17 protein-coding genes are annotated in these 16,577 nt (G+C 71.8%); 8 read left to right on the plus strand and 9 right to left on the minus strand.

Translation table 11 applies throughout. The features are described 5' to 3' along the window. Nucleotide 1: 1 nt before the first annotated feature. Together ispD and J3P30_RS03865 are read right to left on the minus strand one after the other, a co-directional pair. On the minus strand, nucleotides 2-1,159 hold the full coding sequence (gene ispD, locus J3P30_RS03860; RefSeq protein WP_210479610.1) for a 2-C-methyl-D-erythritol 4-phosphate cytidylyltransferase: 1,158 nt from the start codon (nucleotides 1,157-1,159) through the stop codon (nucleotides 2-4). A 10-nt stretch (nucleotides 1,160-1,169) separates the two neighbouring features. Then, on the minus strand, nucleotides 1,170-1,652 hold the full coding sequence (locus tag J3P30_RS03865) for a CarD family transcriptional regulator (protein WP_210479611.1): 483 nt from the start codon (nucleotides 1,650-1,652) through the stop codon (nucleotides 1,170-1,172). A 168-nt stretch (nucleotides 1,653-1,820) separates the two neighbouring features. Here J3P30_RS03865 and J3P30_RS03870 point away from each other — a divergent pair, with 168 nt between their 5' ends. Further along, the gene (locus tag J3P30_RS03870; RefSeq protein WP_210479612.1) at nucleotides 1,821-2,435 is read left to right on the plus strand and encodes a hypothetical protein; all 615 of its coding nucleotides are present in this window, start codon (nucleotides 1,821-1,823) and stop codon (nucleotides 2,433-2,435) included. Between the two features lie 105 nt (nucleotides 2,436-2,540). Here the strand turns inward: J3P30_RS03870 and J3P30_RS03875 are convergent, their stop codons facing one another. Both J3P30_RS03875 and J3P30_RS03880 read right to left on the minus strand, forming a co-directional pair. Then, complete coding sequence (locus J3P30_RS03875; protein ID WP_210479613.1) at nucleotides 2,541-3,230, minus strand: response regulator transcription factor; 690 nt, start codon at nucleotides 3,228-3,230, stop codon at nucleotides 2,541-2,543. Beyond that, entirely contained in the window at nucleotides 3,227-4,384 is a 1,158-nt protein-coding gene (locus J3P30_RS03880; protein ID WP_210479614.1) for a cell wall metabolism sensor histidine kinase WalK, read from the minus strand. Before J3P30_RS03880 ends, J3P30_RS03875 begins: the two co-directional genes overlap by 4 nt. A gap of 155 nt (nucleotides 4,385-4,539) precedes the next feature. Here J3P30_RS03880 and phoU point away from each other — a divergent pair, with 155 nt between their 5' ends. Beyond that, on the plus strand, nucleotides 4,540-5,193 hold the full coding sequence (phoU, locus tag J3P30_RS03885) for a phosphate signaling complex protein PhoU (RefSeq protein WP_210479615.1): 654 nt from the start codon (nucleotides 4,540-4,542) through the stop codon (nucleotides 5,191-5,193). Nucleotides 5,194-5,534: 341 nt separating this feature from the next. Here phoU and J3P30_RS03890 read toward each other — a convergent pair whose 3' ends face one another. Continuing rightward, entirely contained in the window at nucleotides 5,535-6,290 is a 756-nt protein-coding gene (locus tag J3P30_RS03890; RefSeq protein WP_210479616.1) for a phosphoglyceromutase, read from the minus strand. Nucleotides 6,291-6,309: 19 nt separating this feature from the next. Here J3P30_RS03890 and J3P30_RS03895 point away from each other — a divergent pair, with 19 nt between their 5' ends. After that, nucleotides 6,310-7,095 carry a methyltransferase domain-containing protein gene (locus J3P30_RS03895; protein WP_210479617.1) on the plus strand — a complete coding sequence of 262 codons (786 nt, stop codon included), beginning with the start codon at nucleotides 6,310-6,312 and terminating at the stop codon, nucleotides 7,093-7,095. A gap of 62 nt (nucleotides 7,096-7,157) precedes the next feature. Here J3P30_RS03895 and J3P30_RS03900 read toward each other — a convergent pair whose 3' ends face one another. Together J3P30_RS03900 and J3P30_RS15030 are read right to left on the minus strand one after the other, a co-directional pair. Continuing rightward, nucleotides 7,158-8,273 carry a glycine cleavage T C-terminal barrel domain-containing protein gene (locus J3P30_RS03900; RefSeq protein ID WP_307807391.1) on the minus strand — a complete coding sequence of 372 codons (1,116 nt, stop codon included), beginning with the start codon at nucleotides 8,271-8,273 and terminating at the stop codon, nucleotides 7,158-7,160. Between the two features lie 59 nt (nucleotides 8,274-8,332). Further along, nucleotides 8,333-8,470, minus strand: a complete 138-nt coding sequence (locus J3P30_RS15030) for a hypothetical protein (protein ID WP_246853476.1) — start codon at nucleotides 8,468-8,470, stop codon at nucleotides 8,333-8,335. Between the two features lie 120 nt (nucleotides 8,471-8,590). On the opposite strand from J3P30_RS15030, the gene J3P30_RS03905 reads away from it, so the two are divergent. Next, the gene (locus tag J3P30_RS03905; protein WP_210479619.1) at nucleotides 8,591-10,036 is read left to right on the plus strand and encodes a PLP-dependent aminotransferase family protein; all 1,446 of its coding nucleotides are present in this window, start codon (nucleotides 8,591-8,593) and stop codon (nucleotides 10,034-10,036) included. A gap of 64 nt (nucleotides 10,037-10,100) precedes the next feature. Here the strand turns inward: J3P30_RS03905 and J3P30_RS03910 are convergent, their stop codons facing one another. Together J3P30_RS03910 and J3P30_RS03915 are read right to left on the minus strand one after the other, a co-directional pair. Continuing rightward, nucleotides 10,101-10,718, minus strand: a complete 618-nt coding sequence (locus J3P30_RS03910) for an FABP family protein (RefSeq protein ID WP_210479620.1) — start codon at nucleotides 10,716-10,718, stop codon at nucleotides 10,101-10,103. Between the two features lie 197 nt (nucleotides 10,719-10,915). Next, nucleotides 10,916-11,173: a hypothetical protein gene (locus J3P30_RS03915; RefSeq protein WP_210479621.1), complete on the minus strand. Its 258-nt coding sequence runs from the start codon at nucleotides 11,171-11,173 to the stop codon at nucleotides 10,916-10,918. 84 nt (nucleotides 11,174-11,257) lie between these two features. Between J3P30_RS03915 and J3P30_RS03920 the strand changes: the two genes are divergently transcribed. The 4 genes from J3P30_RS03920 (at nucleotide 11,258) to J3P30_RS03935 (ending at nucleotide 16,461) form a co-directional block, all read left to right on the plus strand. Next, nucleotides 11,258-11,953, plus strand: coding sequence for a winged helix-turn-helix domain-containing protein (locus tag J3P30_RS03920; RefSeq protein ID WP_210479622.1), 696 nt, complete (start codon nucleotides 11,258-11,260; stop codon nucleotides 11,951-11,953). A gap of 119 nt (nucleotides 11,954-12,072) precedes the next feature. Beyond that, a complete protein-coding gene (locus tag J3P30_RS03925; protein WP_210481858.1) occupies nucleotides 12,073-14,196 on the plus strand; it encodes an RNA degradosome polyphosphate kinase in 2,124 nt (707 codons plus the stop codon). Further along, entirely contained in the window at nucleotides 14,193-15,149 is a 957-nt protein-coding gene (locus J3P30_RS03930; protein WP_210479623.1) for an NUDIX hydrolase, read from the plus strand. The genes J3P30_RS03925 and J3P30_RS03930 overlap by 4 nt, the downstream gene beginning before the upstream one ends. A gap of 196 nt (nucleotides 15,150-15,345) precedes the next feature. Next, nucleotides 15,346-16,461 carry a phosphate ABC transporter substrate-binding protein PstS gene (locus tag J3P30_RS03935; protein WP_210481859.1) on the plus strand — a complete coding sequence of 372 codons (1,116 nt, stop codon included), beginning with the start codon at nucleotides 15,346-15,348 and terminating at the stop codon, nucleotides 16,459-16,461. The last annotated feature ends 116 nt before the right edge of the window (nucleotides 16,462-16,577 follow it).

Here is a 16,577-nt window from a genome sequence, read left to right on the forward strand (position 1 = left end):
CTTAGGGATCGCGGCGAGCGCCCGGACGGACGAGCGCCGTCGCGACGGCCGTGACGCCCTCGCCGCGGCCAGCGAAGCCGAGGCCGTCCGTCGTCGTGGCGGCCAGGCTGACGGGTGCGCCGACCACCGCCGTGAGCGCGTCCTGCGCCTCCTCGCGGCGCCCGGCCAGGCGAGGCCGGTTTCCGATCACCTGCACGGCGACGTTGCCGGGCTCCCAGCCCGCCTCGGCGAGCAGGGCGACGGTGGCGCGGAGGAAGACGTCGCCGGTCGCGTTCTCGAAGCGCGGATCGGCCGTGCCGAAGCGGGAGCCCATGTCGCCGAGCCCGGCGGCGGAGAGCAGCGCGTCGCAGATCGCGTGGGCGACCGCATCGCCGTCGCTGTGTCCCGCGAGTCCGGTCTCGCCCGGCCACTCCAGGAGCGCGAGCCGCAGCGGGGCGTCACCGCCGAAGGCGTGCACGTCGATGCCGATCCCGGTCCTCGGGCTGCCGGCGAGGAGCAGCTCGGCCCGGCGCAGGTCGTCCTCGGTCGTGATCTTGAAGGCGAGGGGCGACCCGGGGATGACCCGGACTCCGCGCCCGGACGCGGTGAACACGGCGGCGTCGTCGGTGTGCTCGTCCGAGACCGACGCGTACGCGGCGTCGAGCTCGGCCCGCGGGAACCCCTGCGGGGTCTGCACGGCGGAGAGACGGCTGCGGTCGACGGTCTCGAGGACCCGGGCGTCCGCGTCCACCCGCTTGATGGTGTCGGCGACCGGCAGCCCCGGCACGACCCCGGCTCCGCTGCTCTCGACCGCGGCGACGACCCGCTCGAACTGGCGGGCCGGTGTCAGCGCCCGCGCGGCGTCGTGGACCAGCACGGTCCGGACCGACGGCGCCAGCGCGGCGAGGCCCGCGACCACCGATTCCTGACGGGAGGCGCCGCCGCGGACGACGCGGAGCGACCGGAAGCCGGAGGCGAGTGTGCGGGTCTCGTCCTCGCGCCCCTCTGGAACGACGGCGACGACCTGCGGCTCGGGCTCCATCGCGCGGATGCCGTCGAATGCCCGGGCGAGCATGGATCGGCCCGCCACCGGCACGAATGCCTTGGGCACGCCGAGGCCGAGGCGCGATCCCGCCCCGGCAGCGACGAGCACCACCCCGACCGTGGGGTCCGCGCTCATCGCGGGAGGCTCAGGAGGCGAGGACCTCGTCGAGGACCATGGACGCCTTGTCCTCGTCGGTCTTCTCGGCGAGGGCGAGCTCGGAGATCAGGATCTGGCGAGCCTTCGCGAGCATGCGCTTCTCGCCGGCGGAGAGGCCGCGGTCCTGGTCGCGGCGCCAGAGATCGCGGACGACCTCGGAGACCTTGATCACATCGCCCGAGGCGAGCTTCTCGAGGTTCGCCTTGTAGCGGCGGGACCAGTTGGTCGGCTCCTCGGTGAAGGGGGCGCGCAGCACCTCGAAGACCCGATCCAGGCCCTCCTTGCCGATGACGTCGCGGACGCCCACGAGGTCGACGTTGTCCGCCGGGACCTCGATGGTCAGGTCTCCCTGCGTCACATTCAGCTTGAGGTAGACCTTCTCTTCGCCCTTCACCATCCTCTTCTTGACCTCAGTGATGGTTGCCGCCCCGTGATGGGGGTACACGACAGTCTCGCCGACCTCGAAAAGCATGGGTGATGAGTCCTTTCGACCGGCCAGAAGTCTAGCACAGAGGCCGATTCGGAGCCCCCGGGGTCACCAGGCGGGCGCAGCCCGTGCAGTAGGCTCAGGAACGCTGACCGCGCCCCGAAGCTGCCTGGATGAGGCACCGGTGGACGCGGGAACGCCGGGAGGAAGACAGTGCTCAAGGTTCGCGCGGCGGTGTCCGCCCTGCTCGCGGCCGTGCTGGCCATCGCCGTCGCGGGGTGCTCGTTCACGAACGGGAACATCATCCTTCCCCGCAAGTACGACCCGAGCGACGGTGTCAGCGCCGAAGTGGGCAACCTCGCCGTGCGCAACGCCCTGCTGGTGAGCGAGGCCGGCGAGCGCGCGTCCCTGGTCATCTCCGTCGCGAACCCGACCTCGGAGTCGCAGCCGCTGAGCGTGCAGTTCGAGGGCACGGCGGGCCGCACCACCATCGATCTGACGATCCCGGGGCAGTCGACCGTCACCTACGGCTACGGCGACAGCGACCAGATCGTGCTCGAGGGCATCGACACCATCCCGGGAGCCCTGTTCCCGGTCTACTTCCAGAGCGGCTCGTCGGAGGGATCCGAGGTCCGCGTCCCGGTGCTCGACACGGTCCTCGAGGAGTACCGGACGCTCACGCCGAGTCCGTCCCCCACGCCTTCGCCCACGGCATCCCCGATCCCGGCTCCGACGCCGACCGAGGGAACCATCCCGGACGGCGACAACACCGGCGAGACCGACCCGGGCGACTCCGTCGACTCGGGCGAAGAGGGCACCAGCGAGTAAGCGTCGTGGGGGCGTCGCGATCGATCGGTGGCGCCCCGCCGCGAGTGGAGGCCGCTCGACGGACGGCCGCGTCGGCGGGCGCAGCGGCGGCTTAGCGCCTGCGGCTCAGACCGCTGCGGCGTCCTCGAACCGGTAGCCGAGCCCTCGCACGGTCACGAGCAGCGCCGGCTCGGACGGGTTCTCCTCGATCTTCGCGCGCAGCCGCTTGATGTGCACGTCGAGGGTCTTGGTGTCCCCGAAGTAGTCGGCTCCCCACACCCGGTCGATGAGCTGCCCGCGGGTCAGCACGCGTCCCGCGTTCCGCATCAGCATCTCGAGCAGGTCGAATTCCTTCAGCGGCATGGCCACCGGCGCGCCGTGCACGCTCACCAGGTGGCGCTCGACGTCCATCCGGATCGGGCCCACGTGCAGCACGCTCTGGACCTCCTCCGGCTCTACCTGCCGGCGGAGGACGGCACGGATGCGGGCGAGGAGCTCCCGCGTGGAATACGGCTTCGTGACGTAGTCGTCCGCGCCGAGCTCCAGCCCCACGACGATGTCGACCTCGGAGTCCTTCGCCGTCACCATGATGATCGGCACGGACGAGCGCGCGCGCAGCTCCCGGCAGACCTCGGTCCCGGGCAGGCCCGGGAGCATGAGGTCGAGCAGCACCAGGTCGGCGCCGTCACGGCCGAACTCCGTCAGGGCGGACGGCCCGTCCTCGGCGACCGCCACCTCGTAGCCCTCCCGCTCGAGCAGGAAGGCGAGAGGCTCGCTCAGTGCGGGCTCGTCCTCGACGAGGAGGATGCGGGTCACGCTGACTCCAATCCGAGCGCTGCCGCTCGTGCTTCCGAGGCCGCCGGGATGCGGAGGGTGAAGGTCGACCCGCGCCCCGGCTGCGACCACAGGCGGACCTCGCCGCCGTGGTTCTGTACGACGTGCTTGACGATGGCGAGGCCCAGGCCGGACCCGCCCGTGTTGCGGGATCGAGCCCGGTCGACGCGGTAGAACCGCTCGAAGACGCGGTCGCGGTCCTCCTCGGCGATGCCGATCCCCTGGTCGGTGACGGCGATCTCGACGAGGTCGTCGACGCGCCGCACCCCCACGCCGATGCGGCCGCCGTCGGGCGAGTACTGGATCGCGTTCGCGATGAGGTTGTGCACCGCCATGATGAGGAGCGCCTCGTCGCCGTAGACGGTGGTCCGCTTCTCCCCGCCGCGCCGCACCTCGATCCGGTGGGCGGCGGCCGCGACGGAGTTCTGGTCGATCGCGGACGCGACGACGTGGTCGATGTGGACGAGTTCCGGCGACTTGAGCGCGTCGGCTGCCTGCAGACGGGACAGGTCGATGATCTCCTGCGTGATCCTGCTGAGCCGCTGTGCCTCGGTGGACATCCGGGCGGCGAAGCGCCGGACGCCCTGGGGGTCGTCCGCCGCGCTGTCGAGGGCCTCGGAGAGGAGCGTGATGGCGCCGATCGGCGTCTTCAGCTCGTGGCTGATGTTCGCGACGAAGTCGCGCCGCACCTCCTCCAGGCGCAGCGCCTCCGACCTGTCCTCGACCAGGAGCAGCACGTAGCGGATGCCGAGACGGGCCGCGCGGACGACCACCGGTCGCGCCGCGCTGCCGAACGGACCGCGGGACAGGCTCAGCTCGCGCACGACCGGACCGTCACCGCGCCGGACCTCCTCCACGAGGTCGACGAGCGCCTGGGAGAGCAGCGCCCGCGCGTGCACGAGCCCGAGCGCGGCCGCTCCCGGGGAGTGCTTCACCACCGTGTTGGACGGGTCGACCACGAGGGCGGGCGCGCCCAGGGCGTCCAGCATCCCTTCGACGCCGTCCGGCACGTCCTCGGTCGCGGCCTCCGCCGCTTCGTGTCCGCGGCGCACGGAGAGCACGACCAGGAGCGTCAGACCTGTGCCCGCGGCAAGGCCGAAGAGCATGGCCAGAGGCACCAGCCACGCTGATTGCATGATGCCTAGAATATGAGGACCTTTTCCCCCGCCCGGTGCCTCCTCCGATCAGAGGGGCCGAGTTGGGCGAAGGTTCAGCACAGCGGCACCTGCCGTTAACCTTCCCGCCGGAGACTGGCAGGCCGACGGCGGCGGGCGCCGGGGAGGGAACAGGCATGCGCGAGGTCTTTCAGGAGCAGTTGACCGACGTCCGGGAGCGGCTCGTCACGATCGCGGAACTCGTCGCGGTCTCGATCGAGCGCGCCACGGCCGCGTTCAACGACTCGGACGTGAGCCTCGCCGAGCAGGTGATCGCCGACGACCACCAGATCGACGAGCTGGCGCTCGGCCTCGACGAGCTGGCGATCAACATCCTCGCCCGGCAGCAGCCCGTCGCCCGCGACCTGCGCATCGTCGTGAGTGCGCTGCGGATCAGCGCGAGCCTCGAGCGGATGGGCGACCTCAGCTCGCACATCGCGCAGCTGGCTCGCTACCGCTTCCCGGACAAAGTCGTGCCGAAGAGCCTGCGCAGCACCTTCGCCGAGATGGGCCGGCTCGACGTGAGCCTCGCCCGCAAGGTCGTGGAGCTCCTCCGTACGGAGGACGTCGAGCTGGCGGAGCAGATCCGCACCGAGGACGACAGCGTCGACGAGCTGCACCTCAGCGTCTTCGACAAGGTGCTCGGCGAGACGTGGAAGGGCGCCGCGGTCGACACGGTCGACGCCACCCTCGCGTCCCGCTACCACGAGCGCTTCGCCGACCACGCGGTCTCGATCGCGAAGAAGGTCCAGTACCTCGCGACCGGGGACTGGGTCGTCGCGTCCGTCTGACCCGGTCCCCGGCGCCCTCGTCCATCGAGATGCCACGTGGTGCTGCCATCCGTCTCGGATGAGCGCACCAAGTGGCACTTCGACGTCCGCACGCGCACGGCAGGGTGCAGGGTCGCCCATCGAGATGCCACGTGGTGCTGCCATTCGGCCGGGATGGGAGGACCAAGTGGCACTTCGACGGCGTGTGACGGCGCGCGCGTGACACCGCGGTAGGGACGGTGCGCTGCGTCACGCGAAGTCGCGAAACGGGCACGCCCTCGAGGTGCCAGTCGGTGCTGTCATCGGCGCCGGATGGGAGCACCAGGTGGCATCTCGGCGGGAGGAGTGCCCGCCGCGCGGCGCTACTTCTTGGTGCCCTGGGCGGCGACCGCGGCGACGCCCGCGGCGGCCGCCTCCGGGTCGAGGTACTCGCCGCCGGGAACCGTCGGCCGGAAGTTCTCGTCGAGCTTGTAGACGAGGGGGACGCCGGTCGGCAGATTCAGGTTGGCGATGTCCTCGTCCGAGATGCCGTCGAGGTGCTTCACGAGCGCACGCAGCGAGTTGCCGTGCGCAGCGATGAGGACCGTCCTGCCCGCTCGCAGCTGCGGCTTGATCTCGATCTCCCAGTAGGGCAGGAAGCGGTCGATGACGTCCTTCAGCGCTTCCGTCTTCGGCAGGTCGGAGCCGAGGTCGGCGTAGCGGGGGTCGCCCGCCTGGGAGTACTCGTTGTCGTCCGAGATCTCGGGCGGCGGCACGTCGAACGAGCGGCGCCACGTCTTGAACTGCTCGGGGCCGTACTGCTCGAGGGTCGCCGCCTTGTCCTTGCCCTGCAGGTCGCCGTAGTGGCGCTCGTTGAGGCGCCAGGACCGCTTCGTCTCGAGCCAGAGCAGGTCCGCCTCGGACAGCGCGTAGTTCGCGGTCTGGATCGCGCGGCTGAGCAGGGACGTGTAGAGGATGTTCGGCACGATGCCGGACTCGCGGAGCAGCTCGCCTGCGCGGATCGCCTCCTTCACGCCCGTCTCCGACAGGCGGACGTCCACCCAGCCGGTGAACAGACCCTTCTCGTTCCACTCGCTGGAGCCGTGACGGAGCAGGACGAGCGTGTAGGGCGCTGGCATGTCCCCTACCTTATTAGCCATGCCGGAGGGCCGAGTGACCCGGGGCACGACCGGCACCAACCGGCTGCGCCGGGTCGACCGGTGGCTGGCCGCGCATCCGGCGTTCCTCCGGGCGGAGGCGCCCCTCGTCGTCGACCTCGGCTACGGGGCGGCGCCGTGGACCGCCGCCGAGCTCTTCGACCGGCTGCGGAGGGTGCGTCCGGACACGCGGGTCGTGGGCATCGAGATCGACCCGGAGCGCGTCGCGGCCGCCGAGCCCCATGCCCGCCCCGGGCTCGAGTTCCGGCTGGGCGGATTCGAGCTTCCGCTGCCGGACGCCCGCTCTCCCGACATCGTGCGCGCGCTCAACGTGCTCCGGCAGTACGAGGAGCACGAGGTGCCGGCGATCTGGCACCGGATGGCCGGCCGCCTCTCCCCCGCCGGTCTGCTGGTCGACGGCACGAGCAACGAGGTGGGGCGAGTCGCGAGCTGGGTGGGGGTGACGGCGGCGGGACCCGAGACGTTCACCGTCTCCTTGCGGCTCGCGGGGCTCGAGCGTCCGAGCGTCGTGGCGGAGCGCCTTCCCAAAGCGCTCATCCACCGCAACGTGCCGGGTGAGCGGATCCACGCCCTGCTCGCGGACCTCGACCGGTTCTGGCTCCACAGTGCCGGCTACGCCGAGTTCGGGCCGGTGCAGCACTGGCAGGAGACGGTCGCCCGCCTCGCGGCCGCCGGCTGGAGCGTCCTGACACCGCCGCGGCGCGTGCGGCTGGGCGAGCTCACCGTGCCCTGGACGGAGGTGGAGCCGCAGGGGTTCGCGTGGTGACCCGTCACGTCGCCGCGCCGCCGAGCCGTCGCCGATCGGCAGCACGAGGCGGATCGTGAGGATCAGCGGCGGGCGGCGGACCCGAGCCTCGGCAGCTTCGGCAGGTCGCCCAGCGCGGCGCCCGCGTCGGCCGGGACGATGACCTCCTGCGTCGCGGCCACGGCTTCCCCGTCGACCGAGACGACGAGCGGGGCCGCTGCGTCCAGGCCGCGCTTCACGACGGCGAGCGCGATCGGACCGAGCTCGTGGTGGACGGCGGGCGAGGTCACGGCGCCGACCTCCTTCCCGGTCGCGCGATCGAGGACGGGCGCCCCGGACACCACCGGCACGTTCTCCGACCCGTCCAGGTGCAGGAGCACCAGCCGCCGGGGCGGCCGGCCGAGGTTGTGCACCTTCGCGACCGTCTCCTGTCCGCGGTAGCACCCCTTGGAGAGGTGCACGGCGCTGCGGAGCCAGTCCAGCTCGTGGGGGATGGTGCGCTCGTCGGTGTCGGCCCCGAGGCGCGGGCGCCAGGCCGCCACGCGGAGCGCCTCGACCGCGAGCGCACCCGCGAGCCGGACCTCGCCGCGGCGGGCGAGGTCGGCGAGCGCGGCGACGTCGTCGCGGCGGACGACCGTCTCCGTCCACGTCCACTCGGAGGCGGGATGCGCGGCCGGCGAGGCGTACTGCACGCCGCCCGGAGCGCCTGTCCGCCAGGGATCGGCCCACGTCACCAGGGCGGGCACCGGGACCGTCGAGCCCTCGAGCCCGCCGAGCACCGCGGTCGTCTCCGTGACGTCGACGACCTCGACGCGGAGGAGGAAGCGCATGCGGGTCAGGAAGGCGGCGAGGGACGGCGCCTCCTCCCGCTGCACGAGCAGCCAGGCGGTGTCCCCGTCGTCGACGATCCGCAGGTCGTGCTCGACGTGCCCGTGCGGGTCGAGCAGGAGGGACTCCGCGGACTCCCCCGGCTGGAGGCCGGTGAGGCGCTGACTCGTGAGCGAGTCGAGCCAGGACAGCCGGTCGGGACCCGTGACGGTGACCACGCCGCGACCGACCTCGGCGATCGCCACTCCGGACGCCAGCGCGCGCTGCTCGGCGAGCGGGCTGCCGTAGTGCGCGGGGACGCCCGCATCGGGTCCGGCGGAGTCGACGGCCCCAGGCACGCCGAGGAGCGGGGAGATCGTCTCGGATTCCACCCTCGCTCGCCGCCTTCCGCGCTCCGGCCGGTTCCGCGGCCGCCTCCAGCCTAGGTCGCTCAGAGCAGCGGGAGGCGGGTGTCGTAGTCCAGGCGCGTGCGCACCGGACCGTAGCCGTCGCGCCGCACCAGCCGCACCGCGGCCGCGACGGACGCCGCAGCGCCGGCCGCCAGGATCGCGATCAGAAGGATGACCATACCAATCCCCTCCTCTCGGACCCTCGATCTCGGCTGATCGGTGCCCATCGGCTCCGACGAGACCGATCCAATCGCCGACCAGCCCGACCATCAAGAGTCCAATCCACATATGCTGGACCGATGACGACGGGACGACCGGGTCGCCGCACCCTCAGCGGGCACGCGCTCGCGCGCCTCCTGGGCGAGTGGGAGGCGACCGGCGGTGCGGCCTACGAGGCGCTCGCGGAGCGCATCCGGGTCCTCCTGATCGACGGACGGATCCCGGCGCAGACCTGGCTGCCCGCCGAACGGGACCTCGCCGAGGTGCTGGGCCGCAGCAGGACGACGGTCATCTCGGCCTACCGGCTGCTCCGCGAGAGCGGCTACCTGACGAGCACGCGGGGAGCCGGCAGCATGGCGACCCTGCCCTCCGCGGCAGGCGCCGCGCCGACCCTCGCCGACGGTGGGCTCGTGGACTTCGGCAAGGCGACGCCGCCCATGTGGCCGGGCCTTCCCGACATCTATCGCGACGTCGCGGGATCCCTCAGTGCCGAGGGGATGGGGAGCGGCCTCGACCTCATCGGGCGGGAGGCGCTGCGCGTCCTGATCGCGGCCCGCTACGAGGAGCAGGGCCTGCCGACCCGGCCGTCCCAGATCATGGTGACCCTCGGTGCCCAGCACGCCATCGCCCTCTGCGCCCGCTCGCTCCTCACGCGCGGGGACCGCGTCGTCGTCGAGTCCCCCACCTACCCGCACGCGTCCGAGGCGCTGCGCGACGCGGGCGGCGGACGCCTGATCGCGGTCGGCGTGACCGAGGCGGGATGGGACGTGCCGGGCTTCGAGGCGGCGCTCGAGAACGCCCGTCCGGCCCTCGCCTACCTCATGCCCGACTTCCACAACCCGACCGGAGCGAGCATGGACGGCGCCACCCGCGAGGCGGTCGCACGCGCCGCGGCGGGCGCCGGGACCCTCCTGCTCATCGACGAGACCACGCGGGACCTCGGCATCGACTCCCCGGCCCAGCACCCCCCGCTCGCCGCGGCCGCGCCCGTCGACGCGCTCACGGTCACCGTCGGCTCCCTGGGGAAGACCGTCTGGGGCGGACTCCGCCTCGGCTGGATCCGAGCCGACGAGCAGGTCGTCTCCCGGCTCGCGACGACCCGCGCCTCCTCCGACCTCGGCACGCCCGCGGTCGAGCAGCTGGTGGCGACCGAGCTCCTCCCCCGGCTCCCCGAGGTGATCGCAGATCGCGTCGAGCAGCTGCGGACCCGCCGCGACCTCCTCGGCAGCCTGCTGCCGGAGGCCTTCCCCGAGTGGCGAGTGCCGATGCCGGCGGGAGGCCTGAGCTTCTGGGTCGGCCTCGGCACGCCGATGAGCTCGGCGCTGTCCCTCGCGGCGCGCGCCCGCGACCTGCTGCTGACCGCAGGACCGCGATTCGGCATCGACGGCGCCTACGAGCGGAACGTGCGGATCCCGTTCACCGCCGGGCCGGACGAGCTGCGCTCGGGAGTCGCTCTGCTTCAGGACGCCTGGCGGTCCCTGCCGCGCATGGCGGAGCCGGTCTCACCGGCGGCCCCGGTCGTCTAGCAGCGAGCTCCGGCCGCCGCCGCGCCCCCGCCCCGCCGAGCGCTCCGAAGACACCGGAGCGCCGTCAGTCGGCTCGACTGAGCCGTCCGGATGCGTGGCTGCGCAGCCCCTGGCCGAGCGCGGCGATGTCCCAGGCCCAGAGGAGGTCGCCCTCGACGAGACCGTAGATGCGGGTGGCTGCGGAGTACTCCTTCGCGCCCTCCGTCCGCATCACCGCGTCCGTCGCGAGGTCGATCCGCCCGGAGCGGACCTGACCGAGGTAGAGCTCGTTGACGCCCGTGGGATGCACGAGCGAGACCTGGATGTCGAAGCCGTCCGAGTTGTTGCGGAGGGTCTCCACCGACTCCGCCGTGTTGTAGGGGCGGGGGCCGACGCCGGGCAGCATGCCGGGCCCGGGATCCCCTTCGAGGAAGCCCCGGGAGAGACGCCAGTAGCCGGTCTCGGCCATGAGCGGAGCGGTGCCGACGGGGTCCGCCTCGTCGGCACCCGTCGGCATCCACGTGTGCGACGAGTAGTTGAGGTAGGGCTGGCCGTCATGGCTGAAGCTGACCCGCTGGCCGAACTCCTGGCGGATCTGCCGGTCTCCGACGGCGTACTCCACGACGCCCGTGCCCTCCCAGACTCCGATGAGCCAGGACAGGGGCACGAGCTCGGCGGGCAGACCGGTCGGCAGGTTGATCATCGGGAACCTCCTCCGCGCGTTCTCAGCGAGCTGCGCGGTGCTGCGGAGTGCGGACTAACGCTGGCCCCTGAACAGGCTGTAGAGCACCACCAGGGAGACCCAGCCGATGGCGAGCGACGCGAGCGCGAGCAGTCCGAGGTAGAACAGTTCGAGCGCCAGCAGCATGGCTGCAAGTCTACCCTCCGCCTCCCGCAGGATCAGGGCACGGCGAGCGCGGCGAGCGAGGCGACCAGCAGCACGGCGAAGGCGCCGACCGCCGACGCGGTGACCCGGCGAACGAAGCCCTTCCGGTCCCCGGTCACCAGCTGGATGCAGAGGGTCAGCACGACCGCGCCGGCGAGCGCCAGGGACAGCAGCCCGGGTCGCGACCCCGGCTCGGCGAGCGCGACGATCGCGGCGCCGGCGACCGCGGCCAGCACCCAGACGGGCACCGCGGCGGCCCAGGAAGCTCTCACCTCAAGGATTCTGCCGCAGACCGCGAGGGGGTTGCCGCGGATGCCACCGTCTACTATTGGGGACCTACCTATCGGGGAGGGTGCGTGGCGCAGCTGCTGATACTGACCCCTGCCGTCGATCAGGAGGTCCTGCCCGCGCTCGGCCTGCTGAGCCACAAGGTGCGGCAGATCCCGGCGGAGCCCGCCCAGCTGATCAGCGCCCCGCCGAGCGACGTGATCCTCCTCGACGCCCGCACCGATCTGGCGAGCGCCAAGTCGCTGTGCAAGATCCTCCAGACCACGGGCCTCGCCGTCCCCCTCGTCCTCGTGCTGACCGAGGGCGGCCTCACCGCCGTCTCCGCGGACTGGGGCGCGAACGACGTGATCCTCGAGACCGCCGGTCCCGCAGAGGTCGACGCGCGCATCCGCCTCGTCGTCGGACGGATGGCGCAGGAGCAGTCCGCCTCCAAGATCCAGGCCTCCGGGGTCGTCATCGACGAGGCGAGCTACTCCGCGAAGGTGCACGGCAGGCCGCTCGACCTCACCTTCAAGGAGTTCGAGCTGCTGCGCTTCTTCGCCACCCACCCCTCCCGCGTGTTCACGCGCGAGCAGCTGCTCAGCGAGGTGTGGGGCTACGACTACTTCGGCGGCACCCGGACGGTCGACGTGCACGTCCGTCGCCTCCGCGCCAAGCTCGGCGACCTCGAGTCGCTCATCGGCACGGTCCGCAACGTCGGCTACCGCTTCAACGTCTACGAGGACGACGAGCAGCCGAACCTCTCCCCCGCCGCGCGGGGCTGACGCACCGGATCGGCGGGCGTCAAGGGAGGGCGTCCCGTTGCCCTCCGGCAGGTTCCGGGGTGCACAATGATGCGGTGGAGAGCGACACCGTCCTCGGCGATCCGGCCCTCGCTGCGGCGATGCTCGACGAGTACGACGAGCCGACGCCCACCTTCGACGAGTCCCTGCCCTCGGACCGGTACCTGGACCGCGAGCTCAGCTGGCTCGCGTTCAACCAGCGCGTGCTGGAGCTCGCCGAGGATCCCAACCTCCCGCTGCTGGAGCGCGTGAACTTCCTCGCGATCTTCGCGAGCAACCTCGACGAGTTCTTCATGGTCCGGGTCGCCGGCCTCAAGCGCCGGATCGCGACCGGCATCGCCGTGCCGACGAACATCGGCCGCGCTCCGCACGATGTCCTGACCGACATCAGCCGGGTGGCGCACGAGCTCCAGGCCCGGCACGCCGCCGCGTACCGGAACCTCGTCAAGCCGGCCCTCGACGACGCCGACATCCACATCGAGAGCTGGAGCGACCTGGGCGTCGCCGACCGGGAGCGCGTCCGCGAGCAGTTCGTGCAGCGGATCTTCCCCGTCCTGATGCCGCTCGCCGTCGACCCCGGGCACCCGTTCCCGTACATCTCCGGGCTCTCGCTCAACCTCTCGGTGCGGGTGCGCAACCCCAAGACGGAGAAGGTGCAGTTCGCCCGCGTCAAGGTCCCGTCGATGCTGCCGCGCTTCGTCCCGCTGCCGGACGACGGCTCCGGGCTCACGCGCTTCATCCCGCTCGAGGACCTCATCTCGAACCACCTCGAGGACCTGTTCCCCGGCATGGAGATCCTCGAGCACCACGAGTTCCGGCTCACGCGCAACGAGGACGTCGAGATCGACGAGGACGAGTCGGAGAACCTCATCCAGGCGCTCGAGAAGGAGCTCCTCCGCCGGCGCTTCGGCCCGCCGATCCGCCTCGAGATCAGCGACGACATGGACCCGGTCACGCTCGAGCTGCTCATCCGCGAGCTCGACATCACCGAGCAGGAGGTCTACCGCCTCCCCGCCCCGCTGGACCTCTCGGGCCTGTTCGAGCTGACCAAGCTCGACCGTCCCGCCCTCAAGTACCCGCCGCACCTGCCGACGACCGCCGTCCAGCTGCTGCCCTCCGAGGGCTCCAGCACCCCGGACGTCTTCGCGGCCGTCTCCAAGGCGGACGTCCTCGTCCACCACCCGTACGAGTCGTTCGCGACGAGCGTGCAGGCCTTCCTCGACGAGGCGGCGTCGGACCCCCACGTGCTCGCAATCAAGCAGACGCTGTACCGGACCTCCGGCGACAGCCCCATCGTCGAATCGCTCATCGCCGCGGCCGAGGCCGGCAAGCAGGTGCTCGCGATCGTCGAGATCAAGGCGCGGTTCGACGAGGAGAACAACATCTCCTGGGCCCGGAAGCTCGAGAAGGCCGGGGTGCACGTCGTCTACGGCATCGTCGGGCTGAAGACCCACGCGAAGCTCTCCCTCGTCATCCGCGAGGAGAAGAACGGGCAGCTGCGGCACTACACGCACATCGGCACGGGCAACTACAACCCGAAGACGAGCCGCATCTACGAGGACTTCGGGCTCCTGACCGCGGACGACCAGGTCGGCAAGGAGGTCACCCGCCTCTTCAACGAGCTGTCGGGCTACGCGATCGAGAAGAAGTTCAGCCGCCTCCTCGTCGCGCCGCGCTACCTGCGCAAGGGCCTCATCAAGCGCATCGACAGCGAGACCTCGAACGCGAGGGCGGGCAAGCAGGCGCGGATTCAGATCAAGGTCAACTCGATGGTGGACGAGGCCGTGATCGACGCGCTCTACCGTGCGAGCAACGCCGGTGTGCCGGTCGACATCTGGGTCCGCGGCATCTGCGCGATCCGTCCCGGCGTCCCGGGCCTGAGCGAGAACATCCGGGTCCGATCCATCCTCGGCCGCTACCTCGAGCACTCGCGCATCTTCGCGTTCGCGAACGGCGGCGAGCCCGAGGTGTGGATCGGCAGCGCCGACATGATGCACCGCAACCTGGACCGGCGGATCGAGGTCCTCGTCCGGCTCACGGACCGCCGCCACCAGCGGGACATGGCGAAGCTGTTCGATCTCGCGATGTCCGACCGCACCTCGTCCTGGCACCTGGACGCGGACGGCACGTGGGTCAGGCACGCCCTCTCCAAGACCGGGACGCCCCTGTCGGATCTGCAGGACGTCGTGATGCGCGAGGTGACCGCCCGGAGACGCAGCCGGTGAGCCTCGTCGACGCCGGTCCGGTTCTGGCGGCCGGCGCCGTCTGCTGGCGCGAGGGCAGGTCCGGGATCGACGTGCTCCTGATCTTCCGGCCCCGCCACAAGGACGTCAGCCTGCCGAAGGGCAAGGTGGACGACCGCGAGACCCTCCCGGTCGCCGCCGTTCGCGAGATCCGGGAGGAGACCGGGTACTCCGTCACCCTCGGGCCGCCGCTCGGCTCCACCGAGTACCTGCTGCCGGGCGGCCGGGACAAGGTCGTGCGGTACTGGGCCGCCGAGGTGCGCCGCGGCCAGCTCCGGCGGGGACGCTTCCGGCCGAACGACGAGGTCGACAGGATCGAGTGGGTCCCCCTCGGCAGAGCCCGGAAGCGGCTGACCTACCCCCGCGACGTCGAGGTCCTCGACCGCTTCGCGGAGCTCGTGCACCGGCACCACCACCGCACGTTCTCCGTCATCGCGCTGCGCCACGCCAAGGCGGAGCAGGACTCGGGCGAGGGCGACGCCGCCCGCCCGCTCACCTCGCGCGGGAAGCAGCAGGCCGAGGCGCTCGTCCCGCTCCTGCGGGCGTTCAACCCGAAGGCCATCCTGTCGAGTCCTGCCAAGCGGTGCGTCGACACGGTGCGGCCGCTCGCGCGGATGCTGGACCTCGAGATCAAGCGCGCCCCCGCCCTCAGCCAGGAGCTGTGGGAGGGCGGCACGGATGCGCCGCCCCGGGAGGAGCTCGAACGGCTCCTCCGCAAGCGGATCGCGAAGCGCACCCCCACCGTCGTGTGCAGCCACTCGCCGGTGATGCCGGAGATCCTCGACGCCGTCGTGCGGCGCACCCACGGCGAGCGCGACGGTCGGCTCGTGCGCGCCGCGATCCTGAGCACCGCCGAGTTCACGGTGCTGCACCTCTCGTCGGACGACCCGGAGAGCGGGCTCGTGGCCATGGAGAGCCACGCCCCCCTCGTCTGAGCGGCCGTCGAATACCGAGGAGCCGTTCACCTTCCGTTCACCGGGACGCACGACTCTCGTCATCCGGGAGCCCTACCGTCCTGAAGGAACCCGACGCCGTCGCCTTCGCGCGCGGTCCACAGCGCATCGATCGCGCACGTTCCGAACGGCCCCGGGCCTCGGCCAGGGTTCGACTCCTGCACACAATCCGAAGGGAATCCCTTTGATCTCGAAGCGTTCCGCCGGCCTCGCCGGCCTCGCTCTCGTGGGCGCGCTCGCGCTCACCTCCTGCGCCGCGAACGAGGGCGCCGCCGACCCGGGCAGCACCACGGGCACCGGCTCCGAGGGCGGCAGCCTCTCCGGCGACCTCGTCGGCGCCGGCGCCTCCTCGCAGGGCTCGGCTCAGGAGGCCTGGATCGCCGCTTTCCAGGGCGCGAACCCCGACGTCACCGTGACCTACGACCCCAGCGGCTCCGGCGCGGGCCGCGAGGCCTTCCTCGAGGGCGGCGTGAACTTCGCCGGCTCCGACCGCGCGTTCGACGACGAGGAGATCGCCGCCGGCGGCTGGGCCGCCTGCGCGCCCGACACGGACATCGTCGAGCTCCCCCTCTACATCTCCCCCATCGCCGTGATCTTCAACCTCGAGGGCGTCGACACGCTCAACCTCGACGCGGCGACCATCGCGGGCATCTTCGCCGGCACGATCGCCAACTGGAACGACCCGGCGATCGCGGCGCTCAACGAGGGCGTCACCCTGCCGGACCTCGCCATCACGCCGGTCCACCGCTCGGACGACTCGGGCACCACCGAGAACTTCACGGACTACCTGGCGTCCGCTGCGCCGGAGGTCTGGACCTACGAGCCCGACGGCGTCTGGCCGATCGAGAGCGGCGAGGCCGCTCAGGGCACCACCGGCGTGGTCGACGCGGTGAGCGGCGGCAACGGGACCATCGGCTACGCCGACGCGTCGCGCGCCGGTGACCTCGGCACCGTCGCGGTGCAGGTCGGCGAGGAGTTCGTCTCCTACTCGCCGGAGGCCGCGGCCGCGATCGTCGACGCGTCGCCGCGCGTCGAGGGCCGGTCCGAGGGCGACATCGCCATCGAGATCGAGCGCACCACGCAGGAGGCGGGCGTCTACCCGATCGTCCTCGTCAGCTACCTCATCGGCTGCCAGGAGTACCAGGACGCCGAGGTCGGAGCGCTCGTGAAGGGCTACTTCAGCTACATCGCGAGCGAGGAGGGCCAGCAGGAGGCCGCCTCGTCGGCCGGCTCTGCGCCGATCTCCGAGACGCTGCGCGGCGACATCGAGGCCGCGATCGAGCTGATCAAGTAAATCCACTCTCACCTCTGCCCCACCCGGCGCGCGACGCGTCCGGGTGGGGCAGACTGAGCGAGGGGCTCGGAGCCTTCCCGTTCCGAGCCGCTCGCTGAGTCTTCATCCACTACCGG

Origin of the sequence: Naasia sp. SYSU D00948 (assembly GCF_017916515.1) — a bacterium.
Classification (GTDB): Bacteria; Actinomycetota; Actinomycetes; order Actinomycetales; family Microbacteriaceae; genus Naasia.

Coding starts and splice junctions, on each gene's coding strand:
- J3P30_RS03895 (WP_210479617.1), top strand. CDS start 6,310: ATGCCGGAGGGCCGAGTGACCCGGGGCACGACCGGCACCAACCGGCTG.
- J3P30_RS03880 (WP_210479614.1), bottom strand. CDS start 4,384: ATGCAATCAGCGTGGCTGGTGCCTCTGGCCATGCTCTTCGGCCTTGCC.
- phoU (WP_210479615.1), top strand. CDS start 4,540: ATGCGCGAGGTCTTTCAGGAGCAGTTGACCGACGTCCGGGAGCGGCTC.
- J3P30_RS03905 (WP_210479619.1), top strand. CDS start 8,591: ATGACGACGGGACGACCGGGTCGCCGCACCCTCAGCGGGCACGCGCTC.
- J3P30_RS03865 (WP_210479611.1), bottom strand. CDS start 1,652: ATGCTTTTCGAGGTCGGCGAGACTGTCGTGTACCCCCATCACGGGGCG.
- J3P30_RS03925 (WP_210481858.1), top strand. CDS start 12,073: ATGCTCGACGAGTACGACGAGCCGACGCCCACCTTCGACGAGTCCCTG.
- ispD (WP_210479610.1), bottom strand. CDS start 1,159: ATGAGCGCGGACCCCACGGTCGGGGTGGTGCTCGTCGCTGCCGGGGCG.
- J3P30_RS03910 (WP_210479620.1), bottom strand. CDS start 10,718: ATGATCAACCTGCCGACCGGTCTGCCCGCCGAGCTCGTGCCCCTGTCC.
- J3P30_RS15030 (WP_246853476.1), bottom strand. CDS start 8,470: ATGGTCATCCTTCTGATCGCGATCCTGGCGGCCGGCGCTGCGGCGTCC.
- J3P30_RS03890 (WP_210479616.1), bottom strand. CDS start 6,290: ATGCCAGCGCCCTACACGCTCGTCCTGCTCCGTCACGGCTCCAGCGAG.